The following is a 26,339-nucleotide window of genomic DNA, read 5'->3' as shown; positions in this document are numbered from 1 at the left end:
GCCGACTGGTTAGGCTTTCAAATGTTCTCAAGGTTAAAGTCGATCCCATGCATGCCTGGCCCGCCTCCGAGGTTCCCGCCCTGCCTGGTCAGGGGCTCCCCCTTCGAATCCACGACACCGCGACGGGCGGCGTCCGGGAGGTCGTGCCGCAGGACGGCGCCGCCCGGATCTACGTCTGCGGCATCACGCCCTACGACGCGACCCACATGGGCCACGCCGCCACCTACAACGCCTTCGACCTGGTGCAGCGGGTGTGGAGGGACGCCGGCCACGACGTCCTCTACGTGCAGAACGTCACCGACGTCGACGACCCCCTGCTCCAGCGCGCGGTCGAGACCGGACAGGACTGGGTGGCCCTCGCCGAGCGCGAGACCGCGCTGTTCCGCGAGGACATGACCGCGCTCCGGCTGCTCCCGCCGGCCCACTACATCGGCGCCGTCGAGTCCATCCCGTGGATCGTCCCGCTGGTGCAGAAGCTGCTCGCGAGCGGCGCCGCCTACGAGCTGGACGGCGACATCTACTTCTCGATCGAGGCCGACCCGACCTTCGGGGAGGTCTCCGGCCTCACCCGCGAGGCCATGCACCCGGTCTTCGCCGAACGCGGCGGCGACCCGGACCGCCCCGGCAAGCGCCACCCGCTGGACGCCCTGCTGTGGCTGGCCGCCCGCCCCGGCGAGCCCGCCTGGGACACCGAGCTCGGCCACGGCCGCCCCGGCTGGCACATCGAGTGCGTCGCGATCGCCCTGCAGTTCCTCGGCATGTCCTTCGACATCCAGGGCGGCGGCAGCGACCTCTCCTTCCCGCACCACGAGATGGGCGCCGCGCACGCCCAGGTCGCCACCGGCACCCACCCGTACGCCCAGGCGTACGTGCACGCCGGCATGGTCGGCCTGGACGGCCACAAGATGTCCAAGTCCCGCGGCAACCTGGTCTTCGTCTCGGCCCTGCGCCGCGAGGGCGTCGACCCGGCGGCGATCCGCCTCGCCCTGCTCTCGCACCACTACCGCGAGGACTGGGAGTGGACCAAGGGCACCCTGGACGAGGCCGTCGAGCGGCTGGCCCGCTGGCGCGCCGCGGTCTCCCGCCCGGACGGCCCGCCGGCCGAGCAGCTGCTCGCCGAGGTCCGCGCCGCGCTGGCGAACGACCTGGACGCCCCGGCCGCGCTGGCCGCGGTGGACCGCTGGGCCGCCGCGCAGGAGCGCGACGGCGGCACCGGGCTCGGCGCCCCCGGCCTGGTCACCCGCACCGTGGACGCGCTGCTCGGCGTCGCGCTCTAGAGCGTCCGCGCGGAGTCCCGCGAACGCCGGAGGGGCGTCGAGGCCGATGGCCCCGACGCCCCTCCGGCGTTGGTACGGCGTTCCCGCCGGGAGGCTCAGTCCTCCTCGGCGCCGTCCTGGCTCTCCCGGGCCGCCGGCGGCTCCGGCTCGGCCGGCCGCTCCGCGGTGGCGTGCCCGGCGACGGGCTTCTCGCCGGTCGGCCCGACGTTCTCCCGGCGCCGCAGGTAGCGCTCGAACTCCCGGGCGATCGCGTCGCCCGAAGCCTCCGGCAGCTCCGCGGTGTCCTGCGCCTCCTCCAGCTGCTGGACGTACTCGGCGACCTCGCTGTCCTCGGCGGCCAGCTGGTCCACGCCCAGCTGCCACGCCCGGGCGTCCTCGCCGAGCTCGCCCGGCGGGATGCGCAGGTCCAGCAGGTCCTCCAGCTTGTTGACCAGCGCCAGGGTGGCCTTGGGGTTCGGCGGCTGCGCGACGTAGTGCGGCACCGCCGCCCACAGCGTCACGGCCGGCACCCCGGCGTGCGTGCACGCCTCCTGGAGCACCCCGACGATGCCGGTCGGGCCCTCGTAGCGGCTCTCCTCCAGCTCCAGCCGGCGGGCCAGATCCGGGTCCGAGGTGACCCCGCTGACCGGCACCGGGCGGCTGTGCGGGGTGTCGCCGAGCAGCGCGCCCAGGATCACCACCAGCTCGACGCCCAGCTCGTGCGCGAAGCCGAGCAGCTCGTTGCAGAACGAGCGCCAGCGCATGCTCGGCTCGATCCCGCGGACCAGCACGACGTCCCGGGTGGTCGGCTCGGTGACGCGGACCACCGAGAGCCGGGTGGTGGGCCAGGTGATCCGGCGCACCCCGCCGTCCAGCCACACGGTGGGCCGGTTGACCTGGAAGTCGTAGTACTCCTCCGCGTCGAGCGCGGCGAACACCTTGCCGCCCCAGGTCTCGTCCAGGTGCGCCAGCGCGGCCGAGGCGGCGTCACCCGCGTCGTTCCACCCCTCGAAGGCGCACACCATCACCGGGTCGATCAACTCGGGAACTTCCTCCAGCTCGATCACCCAGCGTCTCCCTCCGGTCGGCAGCCATCGCGCCACCCGGCCGGGAATGCCCGGGTGCCGACGGTCGGAAGCCGACGGTCGAACCTCTCGTCACCCATGGAACGCCTCGCTCCATGGTCCCTACCTGCCCAGCCTACGGGCTTTGAAGCGCCGTTCCGCCGGGCCACCGGGCCAGTCTGGGCGAGGGGGCGGCCACGATCCAGCGGTTATCCCGGCGGGCCCCGGAGGACCGCCCCGGGTCCGGCCGCGCCCGGGCGGCGGGACGGCGCGATGATGGGTGGTGGGGCCGGGCGCGCGGGGTGTGAGGAGCCGGCGGGATGAGCGGACGGCGGTGGACGGCGGCCGGGGTGGCCGGAGTGGCGGCGGTCACGGCGGGGCTGGCGGCGGCGGGGCTGGCCGCGGGTCGGCGGCTGCCGGTGGAACACGTCAGCGAGGGCGGCCTCGAACTGGACCGGCCGCCCGGCGAGGTCTGGGACGTCCTGACCGCCGTCGACCTCTTCCCGGCCTGGCGCCCTGGGGTGGCCCACGTCGAGCGGCTGCCCGCCACCGCCGCGGGCCACCCCCGCTGGCGCGAGTACGGCAAGCACGGCCACACCACCTACGAGGTCGTGGAGAGCGCCGCCCCGCACCGCCTGGTGACCGGCATCGCCGACCCGGACCTGCCCTACGGCGGCACCTGGACGTATGTGCTGACACCGGCGGGCCGGGGCTGCGCGCTCACCGTCACCGAGCACGGCGAGGTGTACCAGCCGCTGTACCGGGCGGTCTCCCACTACCTGACCGGCGAGGGCGCCGCCGTCCACCGCTACCTGAGCGCGCTCGCCCACCGGATGGCCGCGACCGGCGGGGGGCCCAGCCTTTGAGGGGCCCTCACCGCACCCAGTCGCGCCGGTAGTCGGCCCAGTTCTGCTCGGTGGCGGCGAAGTCCACGTACAGGCCGACGCCGAAGTTCGGCCGGTGCGGGTCCTGCCGGCCCAGGCCCAGCCGGATGCCCCGGATCCCGGCGCCCACCGTCTCGGCGCGGCCCCAGTGGCCCCACTTGTCCTCCCAGTAGAACGGCAGGCCCATCAGCAGGTCGACCTCCGCCGGGGTGGCCTCCAGGGCGAGTTCGGTCTGGTAGGCGTTGTAGGCGCCGTAGAACCCCTCGGTCGGCATGCTGGAGTCGTAGGTCATCACCGCGATCTGGTCGACCCGGCGGGCGGTGGCGGTGAAGTACGCCTGGTCCCACCACTTGCCGTGGTCGGTGAGCGCGATGGCGATCGCGTGCTGGTACGGCAGCGGGTCGATCTGCGGGGCCGCGACCGACAGTTTCGCGCCACGCCCGGCGGTGACCGGCCGGACCTGGTCGAGCAGGGCGAGCCAGCCGGCCGAACCGGGCCGGATCGGCTCCATGTCGAAGTGCACGCCGTCGAAGCCGAGGTCCAGGACCTGGCGGGCGGAGGCGGTGACCCGGTCGCGGGTGGCGGCGTCCTCCAGGTCCAGGGCGTCCTTCTCGGGCTTCACCTCGTCGCCGAGCCAGCTCTGCACCCGGACCCCGGGCAGCGCCCGGTGCGCGGCCTCGGTGAACCAGCGCGCCCGGGGGTGCACGGTGGGCGGCAGCGAGCCGTCGTGCTCCAGCGGGCCGGTGTGCACGTAGAGGTCGCGCACGCCGGTGCCGGCCAGCCGTTCGGCGAGGGCCGCGACGTCCGCGTCACTCTTCCGGCCGTCCACCCAGGCGTGGCCGAGCCAGAGTGCGTCACGGCCGCGGCTGCGGGCCTCGGGGGAGGGGACGCCGACGTACTGCAGGCGCAGCGCCAGCGCCGCCGAGCCGACCGGGACCAGCACCACGGCCAGCGCCGTCAGCGCCACCACCAGGGCCTTGCGCCATCGCGACCAGCCGCGCCAGCGGGACCGGAGCGATCGCGTCCGGGCGACCGCGGCGCTCCCGGTCCGCCGGACGCCGTCTCGTATCAGTGTCCGAATCGTGGTCACCCGGTCGTTCCCCCCTGTTCGGCCGAGCGTTCAGGATACGGAATAGGTGGCCTTCTCCCGGCGGAGGCCGGATACCCTGGCCACGTGCGTCCCCGATTCAGCGGGTTCGCAAAGCCGACAGCCGTCGCACCCAGGGAGAAGCCCCATGGCCATTGCCGCCAGCCCGTCCGTCACCCCGCAGAGCCGCGCGAACGCGCTGCGTCAGGCACTGGCCACCAGGGTGGTGGTCGCCGACGGAGCGATGGGCACCATGCTCCAGGCGCAGGACCCGACGCTGGAGGACTTCCAGAACCTGGAGGGCTGCAACGAGGTCCTCAACCTGACCCGGCCCGACATCGTCCGCTCCGTCCACGACGCCTACTTCGCGGTGGGCGTGGACTGCGTGGAGACCAACACCTTCGGCGCCAACTTCTCCGCGCTCGGCGAGTACGACATCGCCGACCGGATCTTCGAGCTCTCCGAGGCAGGTGCCCGGCTGGCCCGCGAGGCCGCCGACGCGTACGCCGCCGAGGACGGCCGGACCCGCTGGGTGCTCGGCTCGATCGGCCCCGGCACCAAGCTGCCGACCCTTGGCCACGCCCCGTACGAGGTCCTGCGCGAGGGCTTCCGGGTGAACGCGGCGGGTCTGGTCGCCGGCGGCGCGGACGCCCTGCTGGTGGAGACCAGCCAGGACCTGCTGCAGACCAAGGCCGCGATCCTGGGCTGCAAGCAGGCCCTGGCCGAGGCGGGCCTGGACCTGCCGGTGCTGGTGCAGGTGACGGTGGAGACCACGGGCACCATGCTGCTCGGATCGGAGATCGGCGCCGCGCTGACCGCGCTGGAGCCGCTCGGCGTCGACTACATCGGCCTGAACTGCGCCACCGGCCCGGCCGAGATGAGCGAGCACCTGCGCTACCTGGCGAAGAACGCCCGGATCGGCCTGTCCTGCATGCCCAACGCGGGCCTGCCGGTGCTGGGCAAGGACGGCGCGCACTACCCGCTGAGCCCGTCCGAGCTGGCCGACGCGCACGACGTGTTCACCCGCGACTACGGGCTCTCGCTGGTCGGCGGCTGCTGCGGCACCACCCCCGAGCACCTGCGCCAGGTGGTCGAGCGGGTGCAGGGCAGGCCGGTCGCCCCGCGCGAGCCGCGCCCCGAGTCGGCCGCGTCCTCGCTGTACCAGTCGGTGCCGTTCCGCCAGGACACCTCGTACCTGGCGATCGGCGAGCGCACCAACGCCAACGGTTCGAAGAAGTTCCGCGACTCGATGCTGGCCGGCGACTGGCAGGCCTGTGTGGAGATCGCCCGGGACCAGATCCGGGACGGCTCCCACCTGCTGGACCTCTGCGTGGACTACGTCGGCCGCGACGGCGTCGCCGACATGAAGGAGATCGCCGGCCGGCTGGCCACCGCCTCCACGCTGCCGATCGTGCTGGACTCCACCGAGCCGGAGGTGCTGCGGGCCGGTCTGGAGTCGCTCGGCGGGCGCGCCGTGCTGAACTCGGTGAACTACGAGGACGGCGACGGCCCGGACACCCGCTTCGGCCGGATCGCCTCGCTGGCCCGCGAGCACGGCGCCGGCCTGATCGCGCTGACCATCGACGAGGACGGCCAGGCCCGCACCGCCGCCAAGAAGGTCGAGATCGCCGAGCGGCTGATCGCCCAGCTGACCGGCGAGTACGGCGTCGACGAGGGCTCGATCCTGGTCGACTGCCTGGCGTTCACCCTGGGCACCGGGCAGGAGGAGTCGCGCCGGGACGGCATCGAGACCATCGAGGCGATCCGCGAGCTCAAGCGCCGCCACCCGGACGTGCAGACCACCCTCGGCCTGTCCAACATCTCCTTCGGCCTCAGCCCGGCCGCCCGGATGGTGATCAACTCGGTCTTCCTGAACGAGTGCGTCGAGGCGGGCCTGGACTCGGCGATCGTGCACGCCTCCAAGATCCTGCCGATGGCGCGGATCCCCGAGGACCAGCGCGAGGTCGCGCTCGACCTGGTGTACGACCGCCGCAGCGAGGGCTACGACCCGCTCCAGAAGCTGCTGCAGCTGTTCGAGGGCGTCTCCTCGTCCTCGGTCAGGGCCTCCAAGGCGGAGGAACTGGCCGCGCTGCCGCTGGAGGAGCGGCTCCAGCGCCGGATCGTCGACGGCGAGCGGAACGGCCTGGAGGCCGACCTCGACGAGGCGCTGACGGAGCGCCCGGCACTGGAGATCGTCAACAGCACGCTGCTGGCGGGCATGAAGGTGGTCGGCGAGCTGTTCGGCTCCGGCCAGATGCAGCTGCCGTTCGTGCTCCAGTCGGCCGAGGTCATGAAGACCGCGGTGGCCCACCTGGAGCCGCACATGGAGAAGTCCGACGACGAGGGCAAGGGCACCATCGTGCTGGCCACCGTCAAGGGCGACGTCCACGACATCGGCAAGAACCTGGTCGACATCATCCTGTCCAACAACGGCTACACCGTGGTCAACCTGGGCATCAAGCAGCCGGTCTCGGCGATCCTGGACGCCGCCCGGGAGCACCGGGCGGACGTCATCGGGATGTCCGGCCTGCTGGTCAAGTCCACCGTGATCATGAAGGAGAACCTGCAGGAGCTGAACCAGCGCAAGCTGGCGGCCGACTACCCGGTGATCCTCGGCGGCGCCGCGCTGACCCGCGCCTACGTCGAGCAGGACCTGCACGAGATCTACGAGGGCGAGGTCCGCTACGCCCGGGACGCCTTCGAGGGCCTGCGGCTGATGGACGCGCTGATCGCGGTCAAGCGCGGCGTGCCCGGCGCGACCCTGCCGGAGCTCAAGCAGCGCCGGCACGCCCGGGTCGAGATCGAGGAGCCGGAGGAGGTCAACCTCGGCCAGATCCGCTCCGACGTCGCGGTCGACAACCGGGTGCCCGAGCCGCCGTTCTGGGGCGACCGGATCGTCAAGGGCGTGCCGTTCGCCGACTACTCGTCCTGGCTGGACGAGGACGCGCTGTTCAAGGGGCAGTGGGGCCTCAAGGCCGCCCGGAGCGGCGAGGGCCCGTCGTACGAGGAGCTGGTGGAGACCGAGGGCCGGCCGCGGCTGCGGATGTGGCTGGACCGGCTGCAGACCGAGGGCTGGCTGGAGGCGGCGGTCGTCTACGGCTTCTACCCGGCGAACTCCAAGGGCGACGACCTGGTCGTCTTCCACGAGGACGGCAGCGAGCGGACCCGCTTCACCTTCCCCCGCCAGCGGCGCGGGCGCCGGCTCTGCCTGGCCGACTTCTTCCGCCCGGAGGAGTCCGGGGTCCGCGACGTGCTGGGCCTCCAGGTGGTCACCATGGGCAACCGGATCTCCGAGGCGGCCAACGAGCTGTTCGCCGACAACTCCTACCGGGACTACCTGGAGCTGCACGGCCTGTCGGTCCAGCTGGCCGAGGCGCTGGCCGAGTTCTGGCACGCCCGGGTCCGCTACGAGCTGGGCTTCGGCGACGAGGACCCGCAGGACGTCAAGGACATGTTCGCCCTCAAGTACCGCGGCGCCCGGTTCTCGCTGGGCTACGGGGCCTGCCCGGAGCTGGAGGACCGCGCCAAGATCGCCGAGCTGCTGAAGCCCGAGCGGATCGGCGTGGTGCTCTCCGAGGAGTTCCAGCTGCACCCCGAGCAGTCCACCGACGCGATCGTGATCCACCACCCGGAGGCCAAGTACTTCAACGCCCGGTAACGCCCACGCTGCGCAGCGTTCGCTTCATTCGGGGTGCCCGGGCGTATCCTTGATGATCCTGAACGGGCCGGTCCGCTCACCAGCGGGCCGGCCCGTGCCATCCCCGGGGCCGATCCGGGCACGGACGGAAGGATCCCTCCATGACCACCATCTCCACCGCCACCCCGACCCTCGGCCGCGGCGACGACGACCGGGGCCTCCAGGCGGTGCTGCTGGACATGGACGGGACGCTGGTCGACACCGAGGACTTCTGGTGGCAGGCGGAGTCCACGCTCTTCGCCGAGCTGGGCCACGAGCTGACCGCCGAGGACCGCGCCCACGTGGTCGGCGGCCCGATGACCCGGGTCATCGACCACCTGCTGGTCAGCACCGGGGTGGACCTCTCGCCGGCCGAGCTGACCGTGCTGATCAACCGGCGCTTCGTCGACCTGCTGGACGGCGGGGTGCCGCTGATGCCGGGTGCCGAGCGGCTGCTCAACACGCTGGCCGCGCACGGCGTCCCGGCCGCCCTGGTGTCCGCCTCGCACCGGCACATCATCGACATCGTGCTCCGCTCGCTCGGCGCCGAGCACTTCGCCTTCTCGGTCGCGGGCGACGAGGTGGCCCGCACCAAGCCGCACCCGGACCCGTACCTGGAGGCGGCCCGCCGGTTCGGCGCCGACCCGGCCCGCTGCGTGGTGGTGGAGGACGCGCCGACCGGGGTGCAAGCCGCCGAGGCGGCCGGCTGCCCGGTGATCGCCGTCCCCTCGGTGGCTCTGATCGAGCCCGCGCCGGGGCGCCTGGTGCTCTCCTCGCTGGAGCAGGTCGATCTGGAGCTGTTGCGCTCGCTGGTCGCCTCGCGAGTGTGATTGTCGTCTCATTGCGGAGTGCCAGTACCGACCGGTAAGCGGACGGATCCGGCCGGGCCGGGAGACTGCTCGGGGAGAAAACGGGCATTGCCTGACAACTCGCAGGAGAGGCCAGCCCAGCGCACCCGCCCGTGTCCCAACTGTCACCTGTGCGGGTACCGGGGGTGCGTGTTCGATATGGCACGCTACTCCAGTTCGTTCCACCCCCGAGCCCAGGCACCGCCGCTGACGGGCACCCCCGTCGTGCCCGCGGTCGCAGCCCCGCACCCAGAAGGACGCGACCCGTGAAGACTTCCGCTGAACGACTGGCCGTGCTCGGCTGCGCCGGAATCGTGGCCGTTTCGGTGGCCGGCTGCGGCTCGGTGACCGACGCCGTCAAGGGCGACGGCGACAAGGCGATCACCCTGGGCACCACCGCGACGACCACCGCCCTGGACCCGGCCGTCGCCTACGACGCCGGCTCCTGGCTGCTGCTGCGCAACACCTTCCAGTCGCTGCTGAGCTACCCGGCCGCGTCCAGCGCCCCCACCCCGGACGCCGCCCAGTCCTGCGAGTTCACCGCCGGCGACGCCACCCGGTACCACTGCACGCTCAAGGGCGGGCTGAAGTTCTCCAACGGCCACGCGCTGACCTCCGCCGACGTCGTCCACTCGATCCAGCGGACCCTGAAGATCAACGACGCCAACGGCCCGGCCGGCCTGCTGTCGTCGATCAAGACGGTCGAGGCGGTCAACGACACCGAGGTGCTCTTCCACCTCGCCCAGCCCGACGCCACCCTCCCGGCCAAGCTGGCCGGCCCGGCCGGCGCCATCGTCGACCAGGAGGTCTTCCCGGCCGACAAGGCGCTGCCGAACGACAAGCTCGTCGGCTCCGGCCCGTACCGGATCGACTCCATCGAGGCGACCCCCAAGAGCGGCCCGGCCAAGGTCGTGCTCCTGCCCAACGACAAGTACACCGGCGACGCCAAGCTGCGGAACAAGAAGTTCGTGCTGCGCTACTTCGACAAGCCGACCGACCTCAAGGCCGCGATCGACAACGGCGAGGTCGACCTGGCCGACAACAGCCTGGAGCCGAACACCGCCGCGCAGATCCTCTCCGACCAGCAGGGCGGCAAGACCGACCTGCGCGTCGTCGAGGGCGACAGCAACGACACCCGCTACCTGGTCTTCAACACCAAGGACGCCACCGCCGGCAACGTCGCCGTCCGCCAGGCCGCCGCCCAGCTGGTCGACCGCAAGTCCCTGGCCCGCGACGTCTTCGCGCGCACCGTCCAGCCGCTGTACTCGATGGTCCCGGCCGGCGTCACCGGCCACAACACGGCCTTCTTCGACCGCTACGGCGACCAGGACCCCGCCAAGGCCAAGGCGATCCTCGCCGCCGCCAAGGTGGCCACCCCGGTCAAGCTCAGCCTCACCTGGTCGCGCTCGCGCGCCGAGGCCGCCGAGGCCGAGACCCTCAAGAAGCAGCTGGAGGCCGGCGGCCTGTTCCAGGTCACCGTCCAGCAGGAGCCCGACTGGGACGCCTTCAAGAAGGGCTGGAACGAGAGCAAGTACCAGATGTACCTGATCGGCTGGTTCGCGGACTACCCGGACCCGGACAACTACGTCGCGCCGCTGATCGTCGAGGGCGGTTCCTACCACCACGGCTGGGACGACCCGCGGATCAGCCAGAAGCTGGTGCCCGACACCCTCAAGCAGACCGACCGGGCCACCGCCAGCAGCACCTACGCCCAGATCCAGGGCATCGTGGCCGAGAACGCCCCGCTCGTCCCGCTGTTCCAGAACAAGGCGTTCTTCACCTCCCGGTCCAACATCACCGGCGTCGAGTCGACCGTCGACACCACCGGCTTCTTCCGCTTCTGGGAGATCGGCCGGGTCGGCAAGGGCAAGTGACCCGCGGGGCCGGCGCCCCCACCACGACGAAGCGGCCCGCCCGCTCCCACCCCGGACCGGGGCGGGAGCGGACGGGCCGCCGCCCGTTCCCGGCGCCTACAGCGCGCCCGGCCGCACCAGGCCGCTCTCGTACGCGTACACCGCCGCCTGCACCCGGTCCCGCAGCTGCAGCTTCGTCAGCACATGGCCGACATGCGTCTTCACCGTCGTCTCGCTGACGAACAGCTCCGCCGCGATCTCCGCGTTCGACAGCCCGCGCGCCACCAGCTTCAGCACCTCCAGCTCCCGCTCGGTCAGCGCGTTCAGCGCCTGCGGCGGCGCCTCCTCGCCCGAGGGCAGCTTGGTGGCGTACATGTCCAGCAGCCGGCGGGTGATCGACGGCGCCAGCATCGCCGCGCCGTCCGCCACCACCCGGATCGCCTGCACCAGCTCCTCCGCCGGCACGTCCTTCAGCAGGAAGCCGCTCGCACCCGCGCGCAGCGCCTCCACCACGTACTCGTCCAGGTCGAACGTGGTCAGCACCAGCACCTTGGCCGGGCCGTCCCGCCCCGGACCGGAGATCCGGCGGGTCGCCTCCACCCCGTCCATCCGCGGCATCCGGATGTCCATCAGCACCACATCGGGCTGCAGCGCCCGCACCTGGTCCAGCGCCTGCTGGCCGTCGCCGGCCTCGCCGACCACCACCAGGTCGGACTCGGCCTCCAGGATCATCCGGAAACCGGTGCGCAGCAGCGGCTGGTCGTCGACCAGCAGCACTCGGATCGTCACCTAGGACTCCTTGCTCGTCGGATCCCCCGTGGGATCGTCCTCGTCGGGCGTACGCGCCAGCGGCAGCGGGTACGGCGGGGGCGTGCCGCCGAACTCCGGACAGCTGGCCCGGTGGTCGCACCAGTCGCAGAGCCGGTTGCGGGTCGCCGGGAAGTCGCCGGTCGCCACCGCCAGGCCGATCCGCTCCCACAGCGCCAGCAGCTTGCGCTCCACGGCCAGCAGGTCCGCCTCGTCCGGGTCGTAGCTGACCACGTCCCCGCCGCCGCCCAGGTAGACCAGCTGCAGCCGGCGGGGGAGCACGCCCTTCCAGCGCCAGACCACCAGCGCGTAGAACTTCATCTGGAACATCGCCTTGCCCTCGAAATCCCTCGAGGGAGCCCGGCCGGTCTTGTAGTCCACCAACCGGACCTCACCGCTCGGCGCGACGTCGACCCGGTCGATGTAGCCGCGCAGCAGCAGCCCCGACTCCAGGGCCGTCTCCACGTAGAGCTCGCGCTCCACCGGGTGCAGCCGGGTCGGGTCCTCCAGCCGGAACCACTGGGCGACCAGCTTCTCCGCGTCCCCCAGCCAGCGCGCCAGCGCGGCGCCGTCCGGGTCCTCCGGGAACAGCCCGGCCAGCTCCGGCCGCTCGCCCAGCAGCCGCTCCCACTGCGGGCGCAACAGCCCCAGCGCCCGCTCCGGCGTGCGGTCCGCCGCCGGGGAGTCGAACAGCCGCTCCAGCACCGCGTGCACCAGGGTGCCCCGGGTCGCCGCCGAACTCGGCGGCTCCGGCAGCCGGTCGATCACCCGCAGCCGGTACAACAGCGGGCAGGTCAGGAAGTCGCCCGCGCGCGACGGGGACAGCCCGGTCGGGGCCGCCGCCGCCCGCGCCGGGGCCACGACGGCGCTGCTGGTCTCGGTCTGCTGCATACCCCAGACCCTATTGCCCCGCGCTGTCATCCCGCTGCCACGGTGCTGCCGCAAGCCGCCCGGAGGTGGGTATGAAGGCAGTGGGAAGGCGAGGGGCGCGCGCCGGACGACCGCCCCGATCACGTAGCGTGGGCGCACCGGCGCGCGGCGCGCGCCGGGGGCAGACGGACGAAGGGAACACGGTGAGCGACTCCAGTGGCCGGCGGACCTCCGACCAGCCACCGCACGGCGGCGGCACCCGGCCCGGGCCCCCGCCGCCCGAGGACCCGGAGCCCCGCGGCGGCATCCTGATGGGCCGCCCCTTCGGCGTACCGATCTACGTCACGCCGTCCTGGTTCGTCATCGCCGCCCTCATCACCTGGGTCTTCGGCGGCCAGCTCGACCGGGTGCTGCCCGAGCTCGGCACCGCCCGCTACCTCCTCGCCTTCTTCTTCGCCGTCGCCTTCTACGGCTCGGTGCTGATCCACGAACTCGCCCACACCCTGGTCGCCCTGCGCTACAAGCTCGGCGTGCGCCGCATCCAGCTGCAGTTCTTCGGCGGCGTCTCGGAGATCGAGAAGGAGGCCGAGAGCCCCTGGCGCGAGTTCTGGCTGGCCTTCGTCGGACCGCTGCTCTCCATCGTCCTCGGCGGCGTGTTCTACCTCGCCCTCCAGGCCGTCGAGCTGTCCACCGTCCCCGGCGTCCTGCTCACCGGACTGATGGTCTCCAACCTCGTCGTCGCCGCCTTCAACCTGCTGCCCGGCCTCCCGCTCGACGGCGGCCGGATGCTGCGCGCCGTCGTCTGGGCGGCCACCGGCCGGCCGATGACCGGCACCGTCGCCGCCGCCTGGGCCGGCCGGGCACTGGCCGTCCTCGTCCTGATCGGCCTGCCGCTGCTCAGCTCCGCCCGCGAACTCGACCGGGGCCGCACCGACACCCTGGTCGACGCCGTCCTCGCCGCCGTCCTCGCCGCCATCATCTGGAACGGCGCCACCGGCGCCCTGCGCAACGCCCGGCTCAAGGAGGTCCTGCCCGGCCTGCGGCTGCGCGACCTCGCCCGCCGGGCCGTCGAGGTCACCGCCGACACCCCGCTCGGCGAGGCCATGCGGCGCGCCCACGAGGCCCGGGCGGGCGCCGTCGTCGTCGTCGACGGCCGCGGCGAGCCGATCGCCCTCGTCCGCGAGTCCGCCGTGCGCGCCGTCCCCGAGCACCGCCGCCCCTGGGTCGCCGTCGGCCCGCTCGCCCGCGACCTCGAACCCGGCCTGCGGCTCTCCGCCGACCTCGCCGGCGAGGACCTCCTGCGCGCCGTCCGGGCCACCCCCGCCGGGGAGTACCTGGTGGTCGAGCCGGACGGACGGACGTTCGGCGTCGCCACGCTCACCGACATCGAACAGCGGCTGACCGCCGCCGTCAACGGCCGCTGAGACGATCACCTGGTAAGGCGGACGGCGCGCTTCCCTTAGGATTGTCCGCATGTCCGAACCGACCGGTGCCGCCCGCCGACGCGGGCCCTTCCAGGTCGGGGACCAGGTCCAGCTGACCGACCCCAAGGGTCGCCACTACACGTTCACGCTCCAGGCCGGGAACCAGTTCCACACCCACAAGGGTGCGTTCCCCCACGACGAGCTGATCGGCGCCCCCGAAGGCACGGTCGTGCGCACCACGGGGAACGTCCCGTACCTCGCGCTGCGCCCCCTGCTCCCCGACTACGTCCTGTCCATGCCGCGCGGCGCCGCCGTGATCTACCCCAAGGACGCGGGGCAGATCCTGGCGATGGCCGACATCTTCCCGGGCGCCCGCGTGGTCGAGGCCGGTGTCGGCTCCGGCGCGCTGTCCACGTACCTGCTGCGCGCCGTCGGTGACACCGGCCTGCTCGCCTCGTACGAGCGCCGCCAGGACTTCGCCGACATCGCGCAGGCCAACGTCGAGCGCTACTTCGGCGGCCCGCACCCGGCGTGGAAGCTCACCGTCGGCGACCTCCAGGACAACCTGGTCGAGACCGACGTCGACCGCGTCATCCTGGACATGCTCGCCCCCTGGGAGTGCCTGGACGTCGCCTCCGAGGCGCTCGTCCCCGGCGGCCTGCTCTGCTGCTACGTGGCCACCACCACGCAGATGTCGAGGACCGTCGAGGCGCTGCGCGAGCACGGCACCTACACGGAGCCGCAGGCCTGGGAGACCATGGTCCGCACCTGGCACCTGGAGGGACTGGCCGTCCGCCCGGACCACCGGATGATCGGCCACACCGGCTTCCTGCTCACCGCCCGGCGCCTCGCCGACGGCGTCGAGCCGCCGCTGCGCCGCCGCCGCCCGGCCAAGGGCGCCTATGGCGAGGAGTACGACAACGGGGCCCCCGAGCCCAGCCTGCGGGAGCGCGCGGCCGCCCGGGCCGCCGCCCGCACCGAGGACGCCGACCAGGTCGACCTCGGCTGAGAACACCTCCCGGAGGGGTGGTACGGCGCCGCCGTACCACCCCTCCCGCGTTCCCGCACACCCGTGACACCTCGCGGCCGCCCCGGTGTGGGACGATGCTCGCTCACACAGACCACTGGAGGGGACGCCTGGTGGAGACCGCGGTCGGGACGACGGCTGGACAACGGACCGCGACGGGCCGCACCGGCCCCGGTCGGGGGCGCACCACCCCCTGGCACTGGGGCGTCGCGGTCGGAGGCTGCGCCGCCGTGGTGGCGGCCGCACTCGCCGCCGGCCCCGCCGGTGGCACCACCGGACCCGCCCGGCCCGCCCCCAGGGCCCTGCCCGCGGCCGCCGCGCCCGATCCGGCCCGGGCCGAACTCCCGCTCGACTGCGGACCGTTCCCGGTGGCCATAGCCGTCAGCTTCGCCGCCGACCTCGGCGACGGCCGGCCCGGCACCGTCACGGCCGCGCACTGCGCCGCGGGGAACGGCACCCCGCCCGACGGTGTCTTCCTGCTCGGCCCCGGCCCGGGCGGCCGTCCCGCCGTCCTCGCCACCCTGCTCTCGGAGCGCGAGAACCTCACCGTCAGCAGGCTCGCGCTGCGTTCGGACGGCGTCATCACCGGCCACGCGCAGGGGTATTCGAGCGACGAGGTGCCGCGCTTCGCGCCGGACATCTCGCTCGACCTCACCTGGACACACAAGAGCGGCGGCTGGGACCGCTCCCAGACCGCCGCCCCACTGGCCCGCACCTAGGGTCCGCCCCGGCGGGACAACCCCTGGGGTCCGCCCCGGCGGGACCGCGCCCACCCGGCGTCAGCCGCGCGCCTACTCGGCGTCAGGCCCGAAGACCTCGACCCGGTCGTTGGCCCGGCGCACGTGGATGCAGTCGCCGGGGCAGTCCTTCACCGAGTCCACCACGTCCTGAAGCAGCGTCAGCGGCACCGGTACGCTCTCGCCCGGCTGCTGGCGCAGTTCCTCGTCCTCGCCCTTCACATAGGCGAGGCCGTCGATGTCCAGCTCGAAGACCTCCGGGGCGTACTGCGCGCAGATGCCGTCGCCGGTGCACAGGTCCTGGTCGATCCAGACTTCCAGCGGCTCGGCCGCTGCCGTTGTCCCGCTCACCGACATGTTTCGTCCGCCGTTTCTGTCCCGGGACGCCCCGTCCTGGGGCATTCCCGCCATTCGTACAACGATCGGACCTCGGGCGTCGGTCGCGATCGGATATCGACTCGATCGACGATACATCTGGTCCGCTTTGGCCGGTGCGCGGTGGGTATCCCCCTAGCAGAGGGGAAGCACGCGAGGGCGAAGATCGGACACGCCCGTTCCATCTTTCTTGATCTAGGGGTTTACGGACCCCTGGTCCCAGGTAGGGTCTGGAAGCGTCCAGCTCCCCGGAGGAGGTGAGGACCGTGGCAGCCCACGATGACGACTACAACCGCAGCACCGGCAGGCCCGCTCGTGGTTCCGACGAGGCCGCTCAGGTCTCGTTCCTTGAGCAGGAAATCGCCGGACTGCGCCGCAAGCTCGCCGACTCGCCGCGCAATTCGAGGATCCTCGAAGAGCGGATCGTCGAGCTCCAGACCAACCTGGCCGGCGTGACCGCCCAGAACGAACGGCTCGCCTCCACCCTGCGCGAGGCCCGCGACCAGATCGTGGCCCTCAAGGAGGAAGTGGACCGGCTGGCACAGCCCCCGGCCGGATTCGGCGTGTTCCTCAGCTCCAACGAGGACGGCACCGCCGACATCTTCACCGGTGGCCGCAAGCTCCGCGTGAACGTCAGCCCCAACGTCGCCCTCGACGAACTGCGGCGCGGCCAGGAGGTGATGCTCAACGAGGCCCTCAACATCGTGGACGCGATGGCCTTCGAGAGCATCGGCGACCTCGTCACCCTCAAGGAGGTCCTGGAGGACGGCGAGCGGGCCCTGGTCGTCGGCCACACCGACGAGGAGCGGGTGGTGCGCCTCGCCGAACCGCTGCGCGAGATCACCCTCCGGGCGGGGGACGCCCTCCTGCTCGAACCGCGATCCGGCTACGTGTACGAGGTCGTGCCGAAGTCCGAGGTCGAGGAGCTCGTCCTCGAAGAGGTCCCGGACATCGACTACCGCCAGATCGGCGGTCTGGCGAACCAGATCGAGCAGATCCGCGACGCGGTCGAGCTGCCCTACCTGCACGCCGACCTCTTCAAGGAGTACGAGCTGCGCCCGCCCAAGGGCGTCCTGCTCTACGGCCCGCCCGGCTGCGGCAAGACGCTGATCGCCAAGGCGGTGGCGAACTCGCTGGCCAAGAAGGTCGCCGAGGTCACCGGCCGGCCCCAGGGGAAGAGCTACTTCCTCAACATCAAGGGCCCGGAGCTGCTCAACAAGTACGTCGGCGAGACCGAGCGGCAGATCCGCCTGGTCTTCCAGCGGGCCCGGGAGAAGGCGAGCGAGGGCACGCCCGTCATCGTCTTCTTCGACGAGATGGAGTCGCTCTTCCGCACCCGCGGTTCCGGCGTCAGCTCGGACGTGGAGAACACCATCGTCCCGCAGCTGCTCGCCGAGATCGACGGCGTGGAGGGCCTGGAGAACGTCATCGTCATCGGCGCCTCGAACCGCGAGGACATGATCGACCCGGCGATCCTGCGGCCCGGCCGCCTGGACGTCAAGATCAAGATCGAGCGCCCGGACGCCGAGGCGGCGAAGGACATCTTCTCCAAGTACCTCAAGGGCTCGCTGCCCTTCCACCCGGACGACGTCAAGGAGCACGACGGCTCGCTGGACGCCACCGTCGCCGCGATGATCCAGTCCGTGGTGGAGCGGATGTACTCCGAGACGGAGGAGAACCGCTTCCTGGAGGTCACCTACGCCAACGGTGACAAGGAGGTCCTGTACTTCAAGGACTTCAACTCCGGCGCGATGATCCAGAACATCGTCGACCGCGCCAAGAAGATGGCCATCAAGGACTACCTCGACCACGGCCAGCGGGGCCTGCGGGTCTCGCACCTGCTCAACGCCTGCGTGGACGAGTTCAAGGAGAACGAGGACCTGCCCAACACCACCAACCCGGACGACTGGGCCCGGATCTCCGGGAAGAAGGGCGAGCGGATCGTCTTCATCCGCACCCTGGTCACCGGGAAGCAGGGCGCCGAGTCCGGCCGCTCCATCGACACTGTCGCCAACACCGGGCAGTACCTGTAACCGGTCCGGTCCGGGCCTCCGGAACGCACGCACCCCGTCCGGCTGTGGCGCCTCGCGGCCCCACAGCCGGACGGCGCGTCTCGGGGCCCGCCGGTCGGTACGGCGTTCTAGGCTCGACCCACCGTTCGCGGGCAGACGGCCCGGCGTCGGTGTTGATCAGCGGTACGTCAGCGTGTGCCGTCCGTCGGGGGCGGCGCACCGGGGCAAGGAGGGCCGCATGACCGTACGGCGCGTGATGGGCATCGAGACCGAGTACGGGATCTCCGTGCCCGGGCACCCCAACGCCAACGCCATGCTCACCTCGTCCCAGATCGTCAACGCGTACGCGGCGGCGATGCACCGGGCCCGCCGGGCCCGCTGGGACTTCGAGGAGGAGAATCCGCTGCGCGACGCCCGGGGCTTCGACCTCGCGCGGGACATCGCCGACGCCAGCCAGCTGACGGACGAGGACATCGGCCTCGCCAACATCATCCTCACCAACGGCGCGCGGTTCTACGTGGACCACGCGCACCCCGAGTACAGCTCGCCCGAGGTGACCAACCCGCGCGACGCCGTGCTCTGGGACAAGGCCGGCGAACGGATCATGGCGGCAGCGGCACAGCGCGCCCTGGAGCTGCCCAACGGGCAGACCATCCACCTGTACAAGAACAACACCGACAACAAGGGCGCCTCCTACGGCACCCACGAGAACTACCTGATGAAGCGGGCGACCCCGTTCGCCGACATCGTCCGCCACCTCACCCCGTTCTTCGTCTCCCGCCAGGTGGTCACCGGCGCCGGCCGGATCGGGATCGGGCAGGACGGCTCCGCACACGGCTTCCAGATCAGCCAGCGCGCCGACTTCTTCGAGGTCGAGGTGGGTCTGGAGACCACCCTCAAGCGCCCGATCATCAACACCAGGGACGAGCCGCACGCCGACGCCGAGAAGTACCGCCGGCTGCACGTGATCATCGGGGACGCCAACCTCTCCGAGATCTCCACCTACCTCAAGCTCGGCACCACCTCGCTGGTCCTGGCCATGATCGAGGACGCCTTCATCACCTCGGACCTGGCCGTCGACCAGCCGGTACGCACCCTGCACCGGGTCTCCCACGACCCCTCGCTGAAACACCTGGTCACGCTGCGCAGCGGGCGCCGGCTGACCGCCGTCCAGCTCCAGCTGGAGTACTGCGAGCTGGCCCGCAAGTACGTCGAGGACCGCTTCGGCACCGACGCCGACGAGCAGACCGTGGACGTGCTGGCCCGCTGGGAGGACGTGCTGGGCCGGCTGGAGCGGGACCCGATGTCGCTCTCCCGGCAGCTGGACTGGATCGCCAAGCGGGAGCTCCTGGAGGGCTACCGCAACCGGGACGGGCTGGAGTGGGACAGTCCGAGGCTCGCCCTGGTCGACCTCCAGTACAGCGACGTGCGGCCCGAGAAGGGCCTCTACAACCGCCTGGTGGCCCGTGGCCGGTTCGACCGGCTGGTGACCGAGGAGGAGGTCGTCAGGGCCGCCACCAAGCCGCCGGAGGACACCCGGGCGTACTTCCGGGGGCGCTGCCTCGAGCAGTACGCGGAGCATGTCGCGGCGGCCTCCTGGGACTCGGTGATCTTCGACCTGCCGGGCCGGGACTCGCTGCAGCGGGTCCCCACCCTGGAGCCGCTGCGCGGCACCCGCGACCACGTCAAGGCGCTGCTGGACCGCTGCCGCACGGCGGAGGACCTGCTGCGGGTGCTCGCCGGCGGGTAACTTTTCGATCACCACGGGTGAAGCCCGGGCAAATGGGAATCATCCGGGGGGACGGCGGGTGTTGGACAGGAAGCGCCACCGGCAAACCGGAAGCGGGTTGTCGCACCTTGTGTATAGGGTCGATGCAGCAAGCAGCGACCAAACCGTGCCAGATGATCGAGCGGGGTGAGGTAAATGGCGAGCAAGGACACCGGCGGCGGCCAGCAGCGGGCGAACCGCTCCTCCGAGGAGGTCGAGGAGCAGGCCGCGGAAGCGCAGAATTCCGACGAGCTCAAGGAGCGCCAGGAAAAGCTGGGCGACGACGTCGACGCGGTTCTGGACGAAATCGACGAGGTCCTGGAATCGAACGCCGAGGATTTCGTGCGGCAGTTCGTGCAAAAGGGCGGACAGTAACCGGACCGGGAACCGGCCGGGCGCCCGGCGGGCATTCCGGGAATTCACGGCCGGCACCGATGACGGCGGACGGGCGGCGCGAGCCGTCCGTCCGCCCGGTCCGGCCCCCGGGCCCGCTGGACAGTGATCGCCCGGCCGATAAGGTCGGGCAGTGCGCGCTTCAAGCTACCTGGAAGGAATCGTGTGGAAGCCAACACTCGTGGCACCGGGCGTCTACCGGCTGCCTTCCTCACCCCGGGGTCCTCGTCGTTCCTCGACTTCCTGGAGGCCCACCGCCCCGAGTTGATCCCCGGCAGGCAGCGCCTGCCCGAGGGCGTCATCGAGGCCCCGCACGGGACGACCATCGTCGCCGCGATCTTCGACGGCGGCGTGGTCCTGGCCGGTGACCGCCGCGCGACGATGGGCAATGTGATCGCCCAGCGCGACATGGAGAAGGTCTTCCCCGCCGACGAGTACAGCGCGGTCGGCGTCGCCGGCACCGCGGGCCTCGCGATCGAGATGGTCCGGATGTTCCAGCTGGAGCTGGAGCACTACGAGAAGATCGAGGGCGCCGTCCTCTCCCTGGAGGGCAAGGCCAACCGGCTGACCGCCATGATCCGGGGCAACCTGGGCATGGCGATGCAGGGCCTCGCGGTCGTCCCGATGTTCGCGGGCTACGACGTCGACCTGGGCCGCGGCCGGATCTTCACCTACGACGTCACCGGCGGCCGCTCCGAGGAGCGCGGCTTCGCCGCCACCGGCTCCGGCTCGGTCTTCGCCCGCGGCTCCATGAAGAAGCTGCACCGCGAGAACCTGACGGCCCAGCAGGCGTCCACCATGGTCGTCCAGGCCCTCTACGACGCGGCCGACGACGACTCCGCGACCGGCGGCCCCGACCTCGCCCGCAAGATCTTCCCGATCGTCTCGCTGATCACCGAGGACGGCTTCCGCCGGCTCACCGACGCCGAGGTCACCGAGATCGCCGTCGCCATCACCGACCAGCGCCTGACCCAGCCCAACGGGCCGCAGGCCCCGCTGCTCTAGCCGTCAACCGAGAAGGAAGGGACGACCCGCCGGTGTCGACACCGTTCTACGTCTCCCCCCAGCAGGCCATGGCGGACCGCGCGGAGTACGCCCGCAAGGGCATCGCGCGTGGTCGCAGCGTGGTCGTGCTCACGTATGCCGACGGCATCGTCTTCGTCGCCGAGAACACCTCCCGGGCGCTGCACAAGGTGTCCGAGATCTACGACCAGATCGCCTTCGCGGCGGTCGGCCGGTACAACGAGTTCGAGAACCTGCGCATCGGCGGCGTGCGCTACGCCGACCTGCGCGGCTACACCTACGACCGGGCCGACGTGACCGCCCGGGGCCTGGCCAACGTCTACGCCCAGACGCTCGGCACGATCTTCTCCTCGGTCGGCGAGAAGCCCTACGAGGTCGAGCTGATCGTGGCCGAGGTGGGCCGCAGCACCGAGGACGACCAGATCTACCGGCTCACCCCGGACGGCTCGGTCGTCGACGAGAAGAACTACGTGGTGGTCGGCGGCAACGCCGACTCGATCGGCAACTACCTCGGCCAGCGCCACCGGGCCGGGTTCTCGCTCACCGAGGCCATCAAGGTCGCCGTGGACTCGCTCGCCCGCGACCCCAACGGCGGCAGCCCGCGCACCCTCACCCCCGACCAGCTGGAGGTGGCGGTCCTCGACCGCGAGCGCTTCCAGCAGCGCAAGTTCAAGCGGATCCTGGGCGGTCAGCTCGCCCGGCTGCTCGACGGCGACCAGTCCGCCGAGACGGACGACGAGGAGAGGCCGGCGGCCACCCCGCCGGACGACTCCGACCAGTAGTGCCTGCGGGCCCCCCGCGGCGGCCGGCGACGTCCGCCGCGGGGCCCCGATGCCCCTGCGGCGGCCGCGACGGCGCCGCGGAGGCGGTTTCGGACAGCTCCCATCAGAGAATGGATGGCCCATGGACCGCCGAATTTTCGGGCTGGAGAACGAGTACGGCGTCACCTGTACGTTCCGCGGGCAGCGCAGGCTGTCCCCGGACGAGGTGGCCCGGTACCTCTTCCGCCGCGTAGTCTCCTGGGGCCGCAGCAGCAACGTGTTCCTGCGCAACGGTGCCCGCCTCTACCTCGACGTGGGCTCCCACCCCGAGTACGCCACCCCCGAGTGCGACGACGTCACCGAGCTGGTGACGCACGACAAGGCAGGCGAGCGCATCCTCGAGGGCCTCCTGGTGGACGCCGAGCGGCGGCTGCACGAGGAGGGCATCGCCGGGGACGTCTACCTCTTCAAGAACAACACCGACTCGGCCGGCAACTCCTACGGCTGCCACGAGAACTACCTGGTGGCCCGGCACGGCGAGTTCTCCCGGCTGGCGGACGTGCTGATCCCGTTCCTGGTGACCCGGCAGCTCATCTGCGGCGCGGGCAAGGTGCTGCAGACCCCGCGCGGCGCGGTCTACTGCGTCAGCCAGCGGGCCGAGCACATCTGGGAGGGCGTCAGCTCCGCGACCACCCGCTCCCGCCCGATCATCAACACCCGCGACGAGCCGCACGCCGACGCCGAGCGCTACCGCCGGCTGCACGTCATCGTCGGCGACTCCAACATGTCGGAGACCACCACCCTGCTCAAGGTGGGCTCCACCGACCTGGTGCTCCGGCTCATCGAGGCCGGCGTGGTCATGCGCGACCTCACCCTGGAGAACCCGATCCGGGCGATCCGCGAGGTCAGCCACGACCTCACCGGCACCCACCAGGTCAGGCTCGCCAACGGCCGGGAGGCCAGCGCCCTGGACATCCAGGAGGAGTACTACACCAAGGCGCTGGAGTTCGCCGACCGCAAGGGCATCAACACCGGCACCATCGCCCGGGTCCTCGACCTGTGGGGCCGCACCCTGGAGGCCGTCAGGAGCGAGCGGCTCGACGGGGTCGCCGACGAGATCGACTGGATCATGAAGTACAAGCTCATCGAGCGCTACCGCGAGAAGCACCAGATGAGCATGAGCAACCCCCGGATCGCCCAGATCGACCTGGCCTACCACGACATCCACCGCCGCCGGGGCCTGTTCTACCTGCTCCAGGCCAAGAACCAGGCGCAGCGGGTGACCACCGACCTCAAGACCTTCGAGGCCAAGTCGATCCCGCCGCAGACCACCCGGGCCCGGCTGCGCGGCGACTTCATCCGCCGGGCGCAGGAGCAGCGCCGCGACTTCACCGTCGACTGGGTGCACCTCAAGCTGAACGACCAGGCCCAGCGCACAGTGCTGTGCAAGGACCCGTTCCGGTCCGTCGACGAGCGGGTGGAGAAGCTCATCGCCGGCATGTGACCGGTGGCGCGCCGGCAGGGGACCGGCGCGGCGCCGGTGTCCCGGCGGTGCGGCGGCGGGGGAGCGGTGCCCCCGCCGATGTGCGCCGATGTGATCTTCGCGGTGTCCGGTCCCGGTGGTGCCTCCCGGGACCGGGCACCGTCTGCGCATACGCTGTCCGTCGAGTCCGGAGCCGGGTCCGGAGAGCCGACTTTGACCGACAGTGAGGAAAGCCGTGCGCCGCACCGCCGGGTTGCTTGTCACCCTGCCCCTGTTGCTGGCGGTGGCCTGCAGCAGTTCCACCAAGCCCGTCAGCCAGGCCACGCCCACCGCGTCGCCCAGTGCCGCGCCCACCGTGCCGGCCCCGGTGAACGAGGCCTCGCCGATGCCGACCCTGTCCGGCGGGGGCTTCGGGAGCAAGGCCACCATCACCATCCCCGAGGGCCAGCAGCCCAGCGGGCAGTTCGTGGTCAACACCGTCAGCGAGGGCGACCGCTCCACGGTCAACAAGGGCGACTGGGTGACGGTCAACTACACCGCGAAGGACTGGACCACCGGTAAGGACCTGCCCAGCTCCTACGACTCCGGCGGCAAGCCGCAGCTCTACCAGGCGGGCAGCGGGCAGCTGGTGCCGGCCTTCGACCAGAGCGTGATCGGCAAGAAGGTCGGCAGCCGGCTGCTGGTCGTCGCCCCGCCCGCCGCCGCGTTCGGCACCCAGGGCAGTACCCAGCTGGGCGTGGCCGGCGGCGACACCGTGGTCTTCGTGCTGGACATCATGGAGAGCCTGCCGCCGGACGCCACGCTCTCCGGCACCATGACCCCGCCGCCGGCCAACCTGCCGCAGGTCAAGGACAACGGCAAGGCCGCGGTCACCATCACGGTGCCGGCCGGACAGGCCCCGCCGACCGAGCTCCAGCAGGCCGTGCTGATCAAGGGCGAGGGCAAGCAGGTCAAGTCCGGGCAGACCCTGGTCGTGCAGTACACCGGGGTGCTGTGGGCCAACGGCCAGCAGTTCGACTCCTCCTGGAGCCATGGCGGGGCGCAGGCCCTGCAGATCGGCACCGGCAGCGTCATCGAGGGCTGGGACAAGGGCCTGGTCGGGCAGACCGTCGGCAGCCGGGTCGAACTCGTGGTGCCGCCGGCCCTCGGCTACAAGGACCAGGCGCAGGGCGCCGTGCCGCCGAACTCCACCCTGGTCTTCGTGATCGACATCCTGGAAGCGGTCTAGGCTCCGCCCGGTCCGCCCGCCCGGTCCGCCCGGTCGAGCTGCCGGGTCGGAGCCGCCCGTCCGGTTCGTCCGTCCGGTCGGAGCCGTCCGCCGACCGCCCCGGGTGTGGGGAACGCGGAGATCCTTCGCCCGGGCTGGTTTCGGCCCCGGGGGATTCCGTACGCTTGGGCGGGCGCTCGCACACGGAAGCGCCCGCCCTCATCCTGACCTGTCATACTGCCCTCGCACTGTGGTAGGCGCCGCCGGCGTCCGGGGTCCGGGCGGGCAGTGCGACAAGCACCCCGGCGCCACCACGCCGGCCGTAGACCTCGAATACCTCGTGGCGAGATGGATGGGGAGTCATGTCTGAGAAAGCGTCGAGCCCGGGCGGGTCCGGCACCGCGCACGGTAACTCCGCCGGAGACCCGGCCGACTCGCGGCCCGGCGGCCCGCTCCCGGGCGACGGCGAGTCGATCGTCGTGCCCCCGGCGATCCTGCGGCAGCAGGCCGGCTGGGGCGGCACCGACGAGGCGCCGCGGACGGGAGGGACGAAGACCGACGAGGTCCCGCAGATCTTCGCGTCCACCGTCCGCCGCCAGGACGGCTCCGAGGCCGGGTACGACGAGAACCCGGGCAACGTCGGCCGGCTCGGTGTGATCCTCGGCACCGTCCTGGGCGTCCTGCTCATCGGCAGCGCCGTCACCCTGTACCTGGTGAACAAGGACGGCTCCTCCGACGACAGCGCCGCCGCCAAGCCGGACACCGCCAAGTCCGCCCCGGCCACGCCGAGCGCCGAGCCCGTCCCGCCGATCAAGGACAGCGCCAAGGTGCTGCCGACCGTCACCGGCGACTTCGGCAAGAAGGCCACCATCGAGGTGCCGGCCGCCGACCAGGCCGACGGCAGCTTCGTGGTCAAGGTCCTCTCGGAGGGCAACGGCCCCAAGGTCGAGAAGAACTCCTGGACCTCGGTCGACTACACCGGCAAGGACTGGAACACCGGCAAGGACATCCCGTCCTCGTACGACGACAAGGGCAAGCCGCAGATCTTCCAGGCCGGCACCGACGCCCTCATCCCGGCCCTCGACCAGGCCGTCGTCGGCAAGAAGGCCGGCTCCCGGCTGCTCGTCGTCGCCCCGCCGGCCGCCGCCTTCGGCGCCCAGGGCAACCCCAGCATGTCGATCGGTGCGAAGGACAACCTGGTCTTCGTCATCGACATCCGCAACAGCAACGCCCCCGACGCCGTGGTCAGCGGCACCGTGACCCCGCCGCCCGCGGACTTCCCGCAGGTCAAGGACAACGGCAAGAAGCCCGCCGAGATCACCCCGGTGCCGGGCGCCGCCGACCCGACCGAGCTCAAGAGCCACCTCCTGATCAAGGGCGAGGGCCGCAAGGTCGAGAAGGGCGAGAAGATCCTCGTCCAGTACACCGGCGCGCTGTTCAAGGACGGCAAGGTCTTCGACTCCTCGCTCAGCAAGGGCCAGGCGTTCTCCTTCCCGCTCGGCGGCGGCCAGGTCATCGCCGGCTGGGACCAGGGACTGGAGGGCCAGACCATCGGCAGCCGCGTCGAGCTGGTCATCCCCGCCTCCCTCGGCTACAAGGACCAGGCGCAGGGCGACATCCCGGCCAACTCCACGCTGGTCTTCGTCGTCGACATCCTCGACGCGGGTCAGGGCTGATCCCCTTTCGGGTGACAATGGTGTGCGTGTGACCTCCGGGTCCGGCCGCGTGGCCGGACCCGGACGGGGGGGGGGGGGGGCGGCCCCGCGGGGGGCGCACACGCCCGC

General features: G+C 71.8%; 21 protein-coding genes. 16 read left to right on the top strand and 5 right to left on the bottom strand.

Annotation, left to right across the window (positions count from 1 at the left end):
- Positions 1-47 precede the first annotated feature (47 nt).
- A complete protein-coding gene (gene mshC, locus SM793_RS29865) occupies positions 48-1,277 on the top strand; it encodes a cysteine--1-D-myo-inosityl 2-amino-2-deoxy-alpha-D-glucopyranoside ligase (RefSeq protein WP_320441425.1) in 1,230 nt (409 codons plus the stop codon).
- A gap of 95 nt (positions 1,278-1,372) precedes the next feature.
- Here mshC and SM793_RS29860 read toward each other — a convergent pair whose 3' ends face one another.
- A complete protein-coding gene (locus tag SM793_RS29860; protein ID WP_320441424.1) occupies positions 1,373-2,323 on the bottom strand; it encodes a PAC2 family protein in 951 nt (316 codons plus the stop codon).
- A gap of 317 nt (positions 2,324-2,640) precedes the next feature.
- On the opposite strand from SM793_RS29860, the gene SM793_RS29855 reads away from it, so the two are divergent.
- Positions 2,641-3,186: an SRPBCC family protein gene (locus SM793_RS29855; RefSeq protein WP_320441423.1), complete on the top strand. Its 546-nt coding sequence runs from the start codon at positions 2,641-2,643 to the stop codon at positions 3,184-3,186.
- Positions 3,187-3,193: 7 nt separating this feature from the next.
- On the opposite strand, the gene SM793_RS29850 is transcribed toward SM793_RS29855, so the two are convergent.
- Entirely contained in the window at positions 3,194-4,294 is a 1,101-nt protein-coding gene (locus tag SM793_RS29850) for a glycosyl hydrolase family 18 protein (RefSeq protein ID WP_320441422.1), read from the bottom strand.
- Positions 4,295-4,439: 145 nt separating this feature from the next.
- Between SM793_RS29850 and metH the strand changes: the two genes are divergently transcribed.
- From metH to SM793_RS29835, 3 genes are all read left to right on the top strand, one after another.
- Positions 4,440-7,949, top strand: coding sequence for a methionine synthase (gene metH / locus SM793_RS29845; RefSeq protein WP_320441421.1), 3,510 nt, complete (start codon positions 4,440-4,442; stop codon positions 7,947-7,949).
- Between the two features lie 140 nt (positions 7,950-8,089).
- Complete coding sequence (locus tag SM793_RS29840) at positions 8,090-8,797, top strand: HAD family phosphatase (RefSeq protein WP_320441420.1); 708 nt, start codon at positions 8,090-8,092, stop codon at positions 8,795-8,797.
- 284 nt (positions 8,798-9,081) lie between these two features.
- Positions 9,082-10,689 (top strand): ABC transporter substrate-binding protein, encoded by a 1,608-nt coding sequence (locus SM793_RS29835; protein WP_320441419.1) that lies wholly within the window; start codon positions 9,082-9,084, stop codon positions 10,687-10,689.
- A gap of 96 nt (positions 10,690-10,785) precedes the next feature.
- On the opposite strand, the gene SM793_RS29830 is transcribed toward SM793_RS29835, so the two are convergent.
- Both SM793_RS29830 and SM793_RS29825 read right to left on the bottom strand, forming a co-directional pair.
- Entirely contained in the window at positions 10,786-11,457 is a 672-nt protein-coding gene (locus SM793_RS29830) for a response regulator transcription factor (RefSeq protein WP_320441418.1), read from the bottom strand.
- Complete coding sequence (locus SM793_RS29825; RefSeq protein WP_320441417.1) at positions 11,458-12,366, bottom strand: RecB family exonuclease; 909 nt, start codon at positions 12,364-12,366, stop codon at positions 11,458-11,460.
- A 182-nt stretch (positions 12,367-12,548) separates the two neighbouring features.
- Here SM793_RS29825 and SM793_RS29820 point away from each other — a divergent pair, with 182 nt between their 5' ends.
- The 3 genes from SM793_RS29820 (at position 12,549) to SM793_RS29810 (ending at position 15,515) form a co-directional block, all read left to right on the top strand.
- On the top strand, positions 12,549-13,769 hold the full coding sequence (locus SM793_RS29820) for a site-2 protease family protein (protein WP_413816061.1): 1,221 nt from the start codon (positions 12,549-12,551) through the stop codon (positions 13,767-13,769).
- A gap of 49 nt (positions 13,770-13,818) precedes the next feature.
- Complete coding sequence (locus SM793_RS29815; RefSeq protein ID WP_320441416.1) at positions 13,819-14,778, top strand: tRNA (adenine-N1)-methyltransferase; 960 nt, start codon at positions 13,819-13,821, stop codon at positions 14,776-14,778.
- A 131-nt stretch (positions 14,779-14,909) separates the two neighbouring features.
- Complete coding sequence (locus SM793_RS29810; RefSeq protein ID WP_320441415.1) at positions 14,910-15,515, top strand: hypothetical protein; 606 nt, start codon at positions 14,910-14,912, stop codon at positions 15,513-15,515.
- Positions 15,516-15,587: 72 nt separating this feature from the next.
- Here the strand turns inward: SM793_RS29810 and SM793_RS29805 are convergent, their stop codons facing one another.
- Positions 15,588-15,884: a ferredoxin gene (locus tag SM793_RS29805; RefSeq protein ID WP_413816060.1), complete on the bottom strand. Its 297-nt coding sequence runs from the start codon at positions 15,882-15,884 to the stop codon at positions 15,588-15,590.
- Between the two features lie 290 nt (positions 15,885-16,174).
- Here SM793_RS29805 and arc point away from each other — a divergent pair, with 290 nt between their 5' ends.
- From arc to SM793_RS29765, 8 genes are all read left to right on the top strand, one after another.
- Positions 16,175-17,941, top strand: coding sequence for a proteasome ATPase (gene arc / locus SM793_RS29800; protein WP_320441413.1), 1,767 nt, complete (start codon positions 16,175-16,177; stop codon positions 17,939-17,941).
- A gap of 217 nt (positions 17,942-18,158) precedes the next feature.
- Positions 18,159-19,670 carry a depupylase/deamidase Dop gene (gene dop / locus SM793_RS29795; protein ID WP_320441412.1) on the top strand — a complete coding sequence of 504 codons (1,512 nt, stop codon included), beginning with the start codon at positions 18,159-18,161 and terminating at the stop codon, positions 19,668-19,670.
- Between the two features lie 174 nt (positions 19,671-19,844).
- Positions 19,845-20,063, top strand: a complete 219-nt coding sequence (locus tag SM793_RS29790; protein WP_320441411.1) for a ubiquitin-like protein Pup — start codon at positions 19,845-19,847, stop codon at positions 20,061-20,063.
- Between the two features lie 183 nt (positions 20,064-20,246).
- The gene (prcB, locus tag SM793_RS29785) at positions 20,247-21,086 is read left to right on the top strand and encodes a proteasome subunit beta (RefSeq protein ID WP_320441410.1); all 840 of its coding nucleotides are present in this window, start codon (positions 20,247-20,249) and stop codon (positions 21,084-21,086) included.
- 32 nt (positions 21,087-21,118) lie between these two features.
- Positions 21,119-21,886, top strand: a complete 768-nt coding sequence (gene prcA / locus SM793_RS29780) for a proteasome subunit alpha (protein ID WP_320441409.1) — start codon at positions 21,119-21,121, stop codon at positions 21,884-21,886.
- Between the two features lie 121 nt (positions 21,887-22,007).
- The gene (gene pafA, locus SM793_RS29775; RefSeq protein ID WP_093862731.1) at positions 22,008-23,369 is read left to right on the top strand and encodes a Pup--protein ligase; all 1,362 of its coding nucleotides are present in this window, start codon (positions 22,008-22,010) and stop codon (positions 23,367-23,369) included.
- A 214-nt stretch (positions 23,370-23,583) separates the two neighbouring features.
- Positions 23,584-24,576 (top strand): FKBP-type peptidyl-prolyl cis-trans isomerase, encoded by a 993-nt coding sequence (locus tag SM793_RS29770; protein ID WP_320441408.1) that lies wholly within the window; start codon positions 23,584-23,586, stop codon positions 24,574-24,576.
- Positions 24,577-24,917: 341 nt separating this feature from the next.
- A complete protein-coding gene (locus SM793_RS29765) occupies positions 24,918-26,231 on the top strand; it encodes an FKBP-type peptidyl-prolyl cis-trans isomerase (RefSeq protein WP_320441407.1) in 1,314 nt (437 codons plus the stop codon).
- Positions 26,232-26,339: the final 108 nt, after the last annotated feature.

The organism is Kitasatospora purpeofusca (genome assembly GCF_034043715.1).
GTDB classification, from domain to species: domain Bacteria; phylum Actinomycetota; class Actinomycetes; order Streptomycetales; family Streptomycetaceae; genus Kitasatospora; species Kitasatospora purpeofusca_A.
Note: the sequence above shows the minus strand (reverse complement) of the source record. Positions and strands in the feature narration are given on the sequence as shown.